This window comes from Roseibium aggregatum (assembly GCF_014692675.1).
Classification (GTDB): domain Bacteria; phylum Pseudomonadota; class Alphaproteobacteria; order Rhizobiales; family Stappiaceae; genus Roseibium; species Roseibium aggregatum_C.
Window position 1 is genome coordinate 74,424 of record NZ_JABFCZ010000016.1, and the last position, 11,958, is coordinate 86,381.

The window sequence follows — 11,958 nt, forward strand, 5'->3', positions numbered from 1 at the left end:
GTCATCCGTAAGGGTGCCTAACGGTACTGTCAGGTCGATTAGCCCTGGTAACCGACGCCGCCGGCTTCCGTTTCCAGGAAGGCCGCACCGCAGGCTTTCGCCAGCTCGCGGACACGCAGGATATAGCTCTGGCGCTCGGTCACGGAGATGACGCCGCGCGCGTCCAGCAGGTTGAAGGCGTGGCTGGCCTTGATGCACTGGTCGTAGGCCGGCAGCACCACCTGATGCACCGGCGCGCCGGCGTCTTCACGGGCCTTGGCGCCTGCATCGAGCAGCGCCTTGCATTCGTTTTCCGCGTCCTTGAAGTGGCGGAACAGCATCTCCGTGTCGGCATGTTCGAAATTGTGCCGGGAATATTCCTGTTCGGCCTGCAGGAAGACGTCGCCGTAGCTGACCTTCTCGTCGCCGTCGCGGCCGTTGTAGTTCAGGTCGTAGACGTTATCGACGCCCTGGATATACATGGCGATGCGCTCCAGGCCGTAGGTCAGCTCACCGGACACGGGCGAGCATTCGAAGCCGGCCACCTGCTGAAAGTAGGTGAACTGCGAGACTTCCATGCCGTCGCACCAGCATTCCCAGCCGAGACCCCAGGCGCCGAGCGTCGGGCTTTCCCAGTCGTCCTCGACAAAGCGGATATCGTGGACGGAGGGGTCGAGGCCGATGGCGTAAAGGGACTTCAGGTAAAGGTCCTGAAGGTCGGCGGGCGAGGGCTTCAGGATCACCTGGAACTGGTAATAGTGCTGCAGGCGGTTCGGGTTTTCGCCGTAGCGCCCGTCGGTCGGCCGGCGTGACGGCTGCACATAGGCCGCTTTCCACGGGCGCGGTCCGAGCGAGCGCAAGGTGGTCGCCGGGTGAAAGGTGCCCGCGCCCACTTCCATGTCATAGGGCTGAAGCACGACGCATCCCTGGTCGGCCCAGAACCGCTGCAGGGTCAGGATCAGGCCTTGAAAGGAATTCTGGGGGCGCATGTGCGCCGGAAGGACGTCGTTCGACATGAGAAGCTTTTCCGCGTGGATGAAGTCGCCGGCCCTGCGTGAGCGGAGCCGTTAGTCGGCGCGACAGGTGCCACGGCGGCGGCGGAAGGTCAAGCATCGGTGGGCGGAGGTCTGCCCCCCTTGGCCTATTCCGCCTTATTCCGCTGCTTGTCCGGCGAGCCGGGCGACAGGCTGCTCCTTGATCGGCCAGTGCACGACCGCGGCGAAGAGGCCGAGAGCTATGCCCATCCACCAGACGGCGTCATAGGACCCGGTGCGGTCGTAGAGATAGCCGCCCAGCCAGACGCCGAGGAAGGACCCGATCTGGTGGGAGAAGAAGACGAAGCCGAACAGGGTCGCCATGTAGCGCGGACCGAACATGACCGCCACAAGGCCCGAGGTCGGCGGCACGGTGGACAGCCACAGGAAGCCCATTGCGCCGGCAAACAGCAGCACCGTGAGCGGGGAGGCCGGAACCAGGATGAAAATCGTGATCGCGATCGCCCGCAAAAAATAAATCAGCGACAGGAAATGCGACTTGGAATAGCGCCCGCCGATGTAACCGGAGATCAGCGAGCCGACGATGTTGCACAGGCCGATCAGGGCGATCGCAATCGCGCCCCAGGACGGGTCAAGGCCGAGATCGGCGATATAGGGCGGCAGATGGACGGTGATGAAGGCGACGTGGAAGCCGCAGACGAAAAAGCCCAGGGTCAGCAGAATGAAGCTGCGGGTGCCGAAGGCTTCCGCCATGGCCTGCGTCAGGCTCTGGTCGGGGCCCAGGCCCATGCTTGCAGGCGCATGCGGCCGGCCCTTGAGCGCGATGGCCAGCAGCGGGATTGCCATGAGCAGGCCGGAAAACACGATCAGCGTTTCCTGCCAGCCGATGCCCTCGATCAGGGAATTGCCGAGCGGAGCGAAGACGAACTGGCCGAGCGAGCCGGACGCGGTTCCGATGCCGAAGGCAATCGACCGCTGTTCTGGGGTCACCACCCGCCCGAAGGCGGCGATCACGAGAGAGAAGGAGGAAAAGGCGATCCCCAGGCCGATCAGGACGCCCCCGGACAGGTGCAGCGCCATCGGCGTTTCCGCATTGGCCATCAAAAGCAGGCCGATCGCGTAGAGAACGGCGCCCAGCGACAGGGTTTTCCACGTGCCGTAGCGGTCGGCCATCATGCCTGCGACGGGCTGGGCCGCGCCCCAGATCAGGTTCTGGATGGCAATGGCAAGTGCGAAGATTTCCCGGCTCCAGTCATGGGCCTCGGTCATCGGCTGAAAGAAGAAGCCCATGGCCGAACGGGGACCGAAGGACAACAGCGCGATCACGCAGCCGCAGACGATCACCAGGGGAACGTTGGGGCCGCTTTTCACGGGGTAGAGTGTATCGTCGCTCATGGGATCCTGCAGCTGCGGCCGGGGCCGTTCTAATTCATCGTTATCTTACGATAAACGCGCCGACGGATAGGAGAAAGCGATTTTTTCTGATTGATCCATAAATGTTTTGAATGAATTGGGAGGTGACTCCAGATTGGCACATGCCGGGTCATTTCATTGATCGGACGGGCGGTAAACCGGACCGGTTCGGGTTCGGTCGTCGCGTGGATCAGGGTAACAATCTGAAAAGAATAGGGAATTGGAATTTTTGGAAATTTAGGCGACGAACCTGGTAGATTTTCGATCGGGAAGCGCTTATATAAACTCAATCAGAGCAAAAGAGTGTGGGCCTCTTGGCCCGTTTTCTTTTGCCAAAGATATACTCAAATTGAGTATATATATATCGGGAGGTCGTCATGACCATTGCCAGGAACGCAACCGCCCCTCGAAAGGGGCTTCAGTCGGCAGAGCTTGCCATCGACCGGTTCGGGCCGATCGATCGCCCGGCGCTTGACTATACGCCCGAAGTGGCCGAAGCCACCGCACCGGTCTACGAGAAGGTCCGGCACATCATTCCGCCGATCGAATGGCCGGCGTTGGCGCCCACGATCCATGCCATCAACCGGCTCAAGAAAGAGCGCAACGCGGTCGTCCTGGCGCATAACTACATGACGCCGGACATCTTCCACGGCGTTGCGGACATCGTCGGCGACAGCCTGCAGCTTGCCATCGAGGCGACGCGCACGGATGTGGAAATCATCATCCAGTGCGGCGTTCACTTCATGGCCGAGACGTCGAAAATTCTCAGCCCGGAAAAGACCGTTCTGATCCCGGACATGCGCGCCGGCTGCTCGCTGGCCGAATCGATCACGGCCGAAGACGTCCGCGGGCTTAGGCAACGCAATCCCGGCGTGCCGATCATCACCTATGTGAACACCTCGGCCGAGGTGAAGGCGGAATGCGATATCTGCTGCACCTCGTCCAATGCCCTCCAGGTCGTCGAAAGCTTCGGCGTCGACCGGGTGTTCCTGATCCCGGACAAGTACCTGGCCGCCAATATTGGCAATAAGACCGAGGTGGAGGTTCTGGTCTGGGACGGCGCCTGCGAGGTTCATGAACGCTTCACCGCAGAGGAGCTGCGCGACTACCGCAGGATCGATCCGGACGTGAAGATCATCGCGCACCCCGAGTGCCCGCCCGAAGTGGTTGCGGAAGCGGACTTTGCGGGCTCGACCGCGCACATGATCAACTGGGTGAAGACCGAGCATCCGAAAAAGGTCATGATGATCACCGAGTGCTCCATGGCCGACAACGTGGCGAGCGAGGCACCGGATGTCGAGTTCGTCCGGCCGTGCAATCTGTGCCCGCACATGAAGCGGATCACCCTGAGCAAGATCCTCGACTCTCTGGTTGAAATGAAGGAAGAAGTGACAGTCGATCCGGTGGTGGCCGAGAAGGCCCGTATCGCGGTCGAGCGCATGATCAACCTGAAAAGCTGATCTGCAAGTTGTAGCTGTATAGTCTCCGGCGGCATCGGCCGGGGCTTAGCCGGCATCAGGCCGGCTTATCTTGGGACTTAATTCCATGAGCGTGTCGCTTGAGGATTTCGTGCCTGCGCGGGCAGGCAAGGATGTCGATGACGTCGTCATTCTGGGCGGGGGCCTTGCAGGCCTCTTTTGCGCCCTGAAACTGGCGCCGAGACCGGTGACGGTGATTACCAATGCGCCGATCGGCAAGGGGGCGTCGTCCGCCTGGGCCCAGGGCGGGATCGCGGCCGCCGTCTCCGAACATGACAGCGCGGAAAAGCACCGGGACGACACGCTGGCCGCAGGCGATGGTATCTGTGAGGAAAAGATCGTCGAGCAGATGACCCGCGAGGCCGGGGCCCGGGTCCTGGACCTGCTGTCTTATGGTGTGCCGTTCGACAAGGATCTTGAAGGACGCCTGGAACTCTCCCGCGAGGCGGCGCACTCCGAAAACCGTGTCGTGCGCGTGCGCGGCGACATGGCCGGCAAGGCCATCATGGATGCCCTCATCGCAACCGTCCACGACACGCCCTCGATCCGGGTCATGGAAGGCTATATGGGCGAAAGCCTGATGGCCGAGGGCCGCTACGTCACCGGCGTCCTGGCACGCAAGCGCGGCGGCCTGGAACGCATGGCGTTTCCGGCAAAGGCCGTGGTGCTCGCCTCGGGCGGCATCGGTCATCTCTATGCGCTGACCACCAACCCCGGCGAGGCGAACGGTCACGGCCTTGCGCTTGCGGCCCGGGCCGGAGCCGTCATCGCCGATGCCGAATTCGTGCAGTTTCACCCGACCGCGCTCGATGTCGGCAAGGACCCGGCGCCGCTGGCAACGGAAGCCCTGCGCGGCGACGGCGCCACGCTGATCAATTCCGCCGGCGAGCGCTTCATGGCGAAGATCCACGAAGATGCCGAACTCGCGCCGCGCGACATCGTCGCCCGGGCGATCCACCGTGAGCGCATGGCCGGCCGCGGCGCGTTCCTGGATTGCCGGACGGCCATCGGCGCAAGCTTCAAGGACCGGTATCCGACCGTCTATGCGGCTTGCGCGGAAGCCGGCATCGATCCGGCAACCCGGCCGATCCCGGTCACCCCGGCCCAGCACTATCACATGGGCGGGATCCTGACCGACGCGAACGGGCGCACCTCTCTCGACGGCCTGTGGGCCGCCGGTGAAGTCGCCTCGACCGGGGCTCACGGGGCCAACCGGCTGGCGTCGAACTCCCTGCTTGAGGCCGTCGTTTTCGCCGCCCGTATCGCGGAAGATATCCAGGGGCTGATGCCGACCCCGCGCAGCGCCTACTGGAATGCGCTCGACAACGAGCCCGGACTGCCCAGCCAGCGCAACATGGAAGAACGCGACGCAATCACGGTCCTGCGCGAAACCATGAGCAATCTGGTCGGCGTGGAGCGGGATGCGGCCGGGCTGAAACAGGCGCTTGCCACCATCACCCGGATCGAGCGCGACTGTGGCCGGATTTCCATCCGCAACATGATGATTGCCGGCAAGATCATCGCCGCCGCCGCGCTCAAACGCACCGAAAGCCGGGGCGGGCATTTCCGCTCCGACTTCCCCGAAACCGATCCGGCACAGGCCAGGCGATCCTTCACCACACTGAGTGAGGTTGAAGCGATCGCAGCGGCGGCCTGTGAGGACGTCGCCGCAGCCTGATCACAAACAGCCCAGAAACGGACAGATCCATGACCGCCCAGCTTCCCGTTCTTCCCCGCCTGATTGTCGAGGAGGCGGTCAAGGCCGCCCTCCTGGAAGACTGGGGCCGGGCCGGCGATATTACCAGCCAGGCGACGATCCCGGCCGAAGCCACGGCAAGCGCCGTCATTGCGGCGCGCAAGCCGGGTGTCCTTGCCGGACTTGCGCTTGCCGAAAGCGCTTTTCGTCTCACGGATGACGCGGTCGAACTCGAGACGGTCGCCGCAGATGGTGACCGGCTGGAAAAGGGGAGCGTCGTTGCCCGCATGTCCGGTCCGGCACGCGCCATCCTGTCGGCCGAACGGGTCGCGCTGAACTTCCTCGGCCACCTGTCCGGCGTTGCAACGGCGACCGCCCGGTTCGCCGACCTGATCGCTCATACGAAGGCAGATATCGTCTGCACCCGCAAGACGACGCCGGGGCTGCGGACGTTCGAGAAATACGCCGTGCGTTGCGGCGGTGGATCGAACCACCGGTTCGGCCTCGACGATGCGATCCTGATCAAGGACAATCATGTCGCCGTTGCAGGCGGAGTGACCCAGGCAATCGAGGCGGCCAAGGCCTTCAAGGGGCATCTGGTGAAGCTCGAGGTCGAGGTCGATACGCTGGATCAGCTCAAGGAAGCGCTCGCCTGCGGGCCGGATGTGATCCTGCTCGACAACTTCGATCCGGTGAGGCTCAAGGAAGCCGTTGCGATCACCGCCGGCCGGGTTCCGCTCGAAGCCTCAGGCGGCATCGAGGAAGACACGGTGAAGGCGATTGCCGAATCCGGCGTCGACCTGATTTCCTCCGGCTGGATCACCCATTCCGCGCCGGTGCTCGATCTGGGGCTCGATATCGAGATCGCTCGCTAAAACGAGATCGTCCGAATAAAAAACGGCGCCGGATGGTCCGGCGCCGCAATCTTATGTGCCGACTTAGCCCACGAACAGGGACAGTCCGAGAACGGCGGTAACCGCCCCGAGGGACCGGACGACCAGCCTGCCTTTTTGCGTATCGGCCCCCAAAGCCGAACCGACGCCCCAGCCGATCGCAATCCCGGATGCGTGAAGCAGAGCCGTTGCCAGGGCAAAGCCCGCCGCATAGCTCAATTCGTCGGCCGTGCCGATTTCAGCGCCATGGGCATGGCCGTGGAACAGGGCGAAGACGCTGACGATGGCGGCACTTGGAATAACCGGCAGGCGGACCGCCATGGCGACCAGCAAGCCGAGCGCGACCACCGAAGCCATGATTGCCGGCTCGACGAAGGGCAGCGGAACGCCTGCCATGGACAGGCCGAAACCGGCGAGCATGGTCGCGACGAAGGCCGACGGGATCAGCCACACGGACCGGCCGCCGTTCTGGAACGCCCACAGGCCGACGGCGACCATGACCAGGATATGATCCAGTCCGAAAAGCGGATGGGAAATGCCGGTGGCAAACGAGCCGTGCTCGGCCGGGTTCAGGTGGGCAAAGGCCGGTGAACTGGCCAGAACAAGGCCGGCGGCCAGGAAGAGAGAACGAAATTTCATCGATTGATCCTCTGATTGAGTCGATCCGGCACCCCGGAACGGATCGTGCCTTTCCTCAGAGAACCGCTGGCGCAGCAGCCTGTCAATTCTGACAGGGCATTCGCCTGTTGATGGACGGGAGGAAAGCCGATGCCGCATGCAAAAAAGGGCGCGCCCGTGGGGCACGCCCGCTTCAGGTTTGCCGGTTGGGTCCGGCTATTTCCAACTGCCGCCGTAGGTCTTGTAGAAGATGTGATCGCCGATCTGGCCGCGTTTGACCATGGCCCTGGCCCAGCGGGGCTTCACATAGGTCGCATGGTAATGGGTCGAGGCATCGACCATCTTCAGGTACCGCTTGCCGCCAATGACGTCCTTGGCGATCCGTTCGGCGGTTTGCCATGCGCCGGGTTGTGAGATCCTGTCCGCAAGGCCGTCGCAAGCGAAGGAGAACTGGCAGCGGTTGCGCCTGTTCTTGTTCTGGTAGACCACGCCGCAGATCGTGTCCGGATAGGCCGGGTTCTTGACCCGGTTCAACACCACCTGGCCGACCGCCACCTGGCCGTCTTCGCTTTCACCGCGCGCTTCGAAATAGATTGCTTCCGCCAGACAGCGCTCCTGCTTCGGCTCCCAGACGGACTGGGGCAGGGGGCGCTGGGCCCACCAGTGCGGGTTTTCCGGATCTTCCGGCGGCGGCATGTCCTGTTCGTATTTTGCCGCTCCGAACAGCGCGTTGAACGGTTCCTTGGTGTCCTGGACGGATTCAGGCGCGTATGCCGAGACAAGCGAGAAGCTGGCGGCCGCCGCATTGCGGGCCATCATGATCTTCTGCAGATCGATCGGGGCGCCGGTCTTGCCGGGCGTCGTCTTGCCGTCGGCGCTTGCAACCGAATGGGATTTGCCGAGCGGCTGAGGTTTGACGAAAGCCACACGCGGAAGGCCGGCTTTCTTCTCGCCGTCGATCAGGCTCGGCATGGCAAAGACCGTACCGGACGCCTGTTCGACCATCTGCCGGTCCGGGGCCATCGTGATCAGCCGGTCGGCCTTTGCGGACCTGTTGACCCGGAGAATGTCGGGCAGTTCGGTCGGCCGTGTGTCGCGGACGATGTCGTCCAGGCCGCCGATGGTCGTTCCCTTGCTGTCGTCGAGACCCGAGGCCAGCTTGAACTGGGGGCCGGAAGCGGGGGCAGGCGGCCGGATGGTCTTCAGGGACAGGGTCGGCTTCAGGTTTGTTATGAAATTCGCCGGCTCAAGCGCCATGGTCCAGCGGGGCGCTTCCGCCTTTTCCGCCGCGATCAGCGCGATGATGTCCTGTTCGCCGGTTGCCGTGGTCAGGAAGGCGAAGGCGAACGTACCGGCGATCGCGAGATGCTTCAGCCGCCGCCAGGACATGCGGCTTGCGCGTTTTCTATGAACAACCGGGGAAGAAGACCGCCCGTTGGGGCGGTAAGGACGGCCAGACATACGCAGCCAACTCCAACTCGTTACGCGTGTCCGACCTGCGCGGACTGGAACTCACTAACAGGGGGTAAAAACCCATCTTGAGATTGAGATTGGCCGCTTAACCTTGAAAGACCGTTAATGGCGCCGAAAATCGCGGAAATTCGCGCCGGGCCTTCGTAGAGTTGACAGTTTATGGTTAAGAATAAGCCTAGCGCCCGCCGACACGAAGACCAAGGGCGGGGCGTTCGGTCAGGATTTCGTGCCGGAAACGGAACAGGGCGGCAGGCCGTCCGCCGGTGGCCGTGGAGGTCGCTCCCGTCGGCTCGACCAGATTGGCGTTTTCCACCAGCCGGCGGAAATTCTGCTTGTGCAGGTGCCGTCCCGAGATCGCTTCCACGGATCTCTGCAGGTCGGTGAGGGTAAAGGTTTCCGGCATCAGCTCGAACACCACCGGCCGGTACTTGAGCTTGGCGCGCAGTCTCGAGATCGCGGTCGCCAGCACCCTTCGGTGATCGAACCGCATCGGACGTCCGAACGCCGGCAGGGTGTCCCGGTTCCGGGCGGCGCGCCTGCCGTCGTGCAGCGCTTCAGGGACGAGACCCGCCTCGTACAGAAGCTCATAGCGGTCCAGCGTGCGCTCTTCGTCCCAGACCGTCGGATCGCTGCCGAAGGCAAGACGCAATCGTTCCGGACGGCTCAGCGCCCGTGCCGGCGTATCTTTCGGCGGCGGCTCCTTGGCCCACTCCTGAAGGGCCGGGAGAATTTCGGTGTCGAGCAGTGCGGGCCTGCCGTCGCGCCAGTCCTCCCAGGGGAAATAGTCGTACCAGGAGCGCCAGGCGGAGTGGTGCCGTGCCAGCATCTTTTCCGAATCCGGCGTCTGCCGGGTCAGCGCCAGGTAGCCGACAGAGACCATATGGGGCCCGGCATCGCCCATATGCCGGTGGCGGCCCCGGTCGCCGAAGGTATAGAGCTGTTCGATATATCCGAGACGAAGGGCGGTCTGTTCCTCCACCCAGGTCCTCAGGCCGATTTCGAACGTGCGGTGATGCAGCGGGTCGAACGGGCCGAACGGCAGGCTGTCCGGCTCCTGTCCCTCCGGGTCGTTGACTTCGACGATCTGGGGCATGCCGGACGAAACGGCAACGATGACGGCATTGAGTCCGATTTCGATCGCTGCTTTCTGGTCTGGCATTCGGTCTCCCGGCGTCGTGCGAACGGTGTCGTTCAGTCCATGGGCATCACGAAAGGCGTGCCTTCGAAGGCCGAGGCGCCGCGCCCGATCTCCCGGATCGCGTCGATCATCCGTCCGTCCCGGTTCAGGATCTTGTCAGCCATGGCGACCAGGCGGCTGTTCGGCGTTGCCGAGGGCGCGCGCTCCCGCAGGCGGGCGGCAAGGCCGTATTCGTCTGCCTCCGGATTGAGGGCACAGGCGGTGATATAGGCGCCGGCGGTAGAGCGGCTGATCCCGGCCCAGCAGTGGATGACCAGGGGGGCTTCACGGTCCCAGCCCCGGACGAAGTCCAGGAGACGGACCACATGGACCTCGGCCGGCGGCGTCAGTCCTTCAACCGCGTCGACAATGTCATTGAAGCCCAGGAACAGGTGCCGGTCTGCCGCGATCCCCGGAGGGGTCGGGACCGGCGTGTCCGCGTTGATCAGGGTGACGAGATGGGTTGCGCCTGTCTTTTCGACGGTTTCGGGAAGGCGCGAGAGCGAGCACACATGGAGCATGGCGATCCATTGATTTGTTCTTTGGGCGAATCGTACCTGTCTCGGCGAGCAAGGTCACCCGTCAGGCTGTCTTCTTTTTCCTGTTGTTCCCATTTTTAGCATTTGCGTCCGCTGCCCGCAGCGCTTCGATCTCCTCGAAACGCTCAAGAAACAGCTTCTGCGCCCTGGCGACGGGCATGGGGGAAAGACCCAGTCCGGCCTCCTTGCCGCCTTCCGGCGTGAAGCCGCGGGGGCGGCCGAAGATCCTGGCAGCCTCGTTTTCATCGAAGCCGGCCAGTTCGATCGCCTCATAGTAGGCGCAGATGATGTCTGCTCGCTTGGCGATTTTCTTGATGGCCTGGGGCAGCTCTGCCGGCAGGCCGAAGCGCAGGTGGATCGCCGCTTGCAAGCGGTTCTCGACCGCCTTGTAGGCGCCGCCCATGACCGCCTTGAAAGGCGAGATCATGTCGCCGATCACATATTCGGGCGCATCGTGCAAGAGAACCGCCTGGCGCCAGTCGGGCGTGAGGTCCGGCTTCAGCTTCAGGGCGATGTCTTCCACGATCAGGGAATGTTCGGCGACCGAAAAGGCATGTTGGCCCCGTGTCTGGCCGTTCCAGCGGGCAACGCGGGCAAGACCGTGGGCGATATCCGAAATCTCCACGTCGAGGGGCGATGGGTCCAGAAGGTCGAGCCGGCGGCCCGACAACATCCTCTGCCAGGCTCTGGGAGGGGCGTCCGGTCGGTCTGCGGCCATGAAAGATCTTCCCTGGAAACGGTGTCAGTCGTCCCCGGCGGCATCCTCCGGCCATCCGAAGCCTGCCCAGTCGGGCAGAGCCAGTGTGACCTCGTTCGAACCGCAATGGAACGGGGTGCCGTTCTTAAGCGCGGCGGCCGCCTTGTCAAGACGGACGAGGGCCAGCCCCTGAGTCCCGCCGGTGCCTCGGGCAACAGAGCCGAGCGTGCCCATCACCTTGCCGTCCGCGGTGATCTCGGTGCCTGGAGCGGGCAGGTCCGCCTCGCTTGAGACCCGGATGATCCGCTTGCGCGCGGTGCCGCGGTGGTGAACGCGGGAGACCACCTCCTGTCCGACGTAGCAGCCCTTGGAAAAGGACACCCCGCCGAGCTGGTCCATGTCCGCGTCATGGGGAAACACGTCCGAATAGGCGAAATCGGCAAGGCCTTCCGGGACGCCGAGCGCGATCCGGTGGGCGGCATAATCGGCTTCTGCAAAACCGCCGGCCTCAAGTGCCGGTTTGACGGCCTCGGGCTCGCCGATGACACGCCAGCCGAGGGCGGCCAGCCGGGGGTCTTCGGCCCGAACGCCGGGCAGATCTTTCGGCGGCGCGCCGTTCCAGCAGGCGAAGACGCCAAGGTCCGAGCTTGCATCCACGACCTCGACCTTGGAGCGCAGCCTGTAGAAGGTGAGCCGCTTGGCAAGATCGGCCAACGTCTCTGCAGGCGTGTCCAGCAGATAACTGTCACCGTCCTTCAGGATCAGGAAATCGAACAGGATCTTGCCCTGCGGCGTCAGCAGCGCGCCGTAGCCTGCTCCGCGGTTGTCGATCTCCTCCATATCGGCGGTGATCAGATTCTGCAGGAAATGATGGGCGTCGGGGCCGGAGACACGGATCACGCCGCGGTTCGGCAGGATGGCAAACTGCGGTTTCGTCATCGGGCGGCGTCCTGTCTGAAAATCTCTATCTCTAATGGGAGATAGTCGCCGGAACGAAACT

General features: G+C 63.6%; 11 protein-coding genes. 3 read left to right on the forward strand and 8 right to left on the reverse strand.

Features of this window, described 5'->3' with window-relative positions:
• Positions 1-38: 38 nt before the first annotated feature.
• Positions 39-968 carry a glycine--tRNA ligase subunit alpha gene (locus tag HK439_RS15175; protein WP_190292446.1) on the reverse strand — a complete coding sequence of 310 codons (930 nt, stop codon included), beginning with the start codon at positions 966-968 and terminating at the stop codon, positions 39-41.
• A 162-nt stretch (positions 969-1,130) separates the two neighbouring features.
• A complete protein-coding gene (locus HK439_RS15180) occupies positions 1,131-2,369 on the reverse strand; it encodes an MFS transporter (protein ID WP_190292368.1) in 1,239 nt (412 codons plus the stop codon).
• A 395-nt stretch (positions 2,370-2,764) separates the two neighbouring features.
• Here HK439_RS15180 and nadA point away from each other — a divergent pair, with 395 nt between their 5' ends.
• From nadA to nadC, 3 genes are all read left to right on the forward strand, one after another.
• Positions 2,765-3,847 (forward strand): quinolinate synthase NadA, encoded by a 1,083-nt coding sequence (gene nadA / locus HK439_RS15185; RefSeq protein ID WP_190292369.1) that lies wholly within the window; start codon positions 2,765-2,767, stop codon positions 3,845-3,847.
• A gap of 85 nt (positions 3,848-3,932) precedes the next feature.
• Positions 3,933-5,543, forward strand: coding sequence for an L-aspartate oxidase (locus HK439_RS15190; protein WP_190292370.1), 1,611 nt, complete (start codon positions 3,933-3,935; stop codon positions 5,541-5,543).
• A gap of 29 nt (positions 5,544-5,572) precedes the next feature.
• Entirely contained in the window at positions 5,573-6,436 is an 864-nt protein-coding gene (nadC, locus tag HK439_RS15195; protein ID WP_190292371.1) for a carboxylating nicotinate-nucleotide diphosphorylase, read from the forward strand.
• Between the two features lie 63 nt (positions 6,437-6,499).
• Here the strand turns inward: nadC and HK439_RS15200 are convergent, their stop codons facing one another.
• The 6 genes from HK439_RS15200 to HK439_RS15225 form a co-directional block, all read right to left on the reverse strand.
• Positions 6,500-7,093 (reverse strand): HupE/UreJ family protein, encoded by a 594-nt coding sequence (locus tag HK439_RS15200; RefSeq protein ID WP_190292372.1) that lies wholly within the window; start codon positions 7,091-7,093, stop codon positions 6,500-6,502.
• 195 nt (positions 7,094-7,288) lie between these two features.
• On the reverse strand, positions 7,289-8,461 hold the full coding sequence (locus HK439_RS15205) for a cell wall hydrolase (RefSeq protein ID WP_190292373.1): 1,173 nt from the start codon (positions 8,459-8,461) through the stop codon (positions 7,289-7,291).
• A gap of 259 nt (positions 8,462-8,720) precedes the next feature.
• The gene (locus tag HK439_RS15210; RefSeq protein WP_190292374.1) at positions 8,721-9,704 is read right to left on the reverse strand and encodes an NUDIX hydrolase; all 984 of its coding nucleotides are present in this window, start codon (positions 9,702-9,704) and stop codon (positions 8,721-8,723) included.
• A 32-nt stretch (positions 9,705-9,736) separates the two neighbouring features.
• A complete protein-coding gene (locus tag HK439_RS15215) occupies positions 9,737-10,243 on the reverse strand; it encodes a tyrosine phosphatase family protein (protein WP_190292375.1) in 507 nt (168 codons plus the stop codon).
• A gap of 61 nt (positions 10,244-10,304) precedes the next feature.
• On the reverse strand, positions 10,305-10,979 hold the full coding sequence (locus HK439_RS15220; protein WP_190292376.1) for a YfbR-like 5'-deoxynucleotidase: 675 nt from the start codon (positions 10,977-10,979) through the stop codon (positions 10,305-10,307).
• A 24-nt stretch (positions 10,980-11,003) separates the two neighbouring features.
• On the reverse strand, positions 11,004-11,897 hold the full coding sequence (locus HK439_RS15225) for a YgfZ/GcvT domain-containing protein (RefSeq protein ID WP_190292377.1): 894 nt from the start codon (positions 11,895-11,897) through the stop codon (positions 11,004-11,006).
• Between the last annotated feature and the right edge of the window lie 61 nt (positions 11,898-11,958).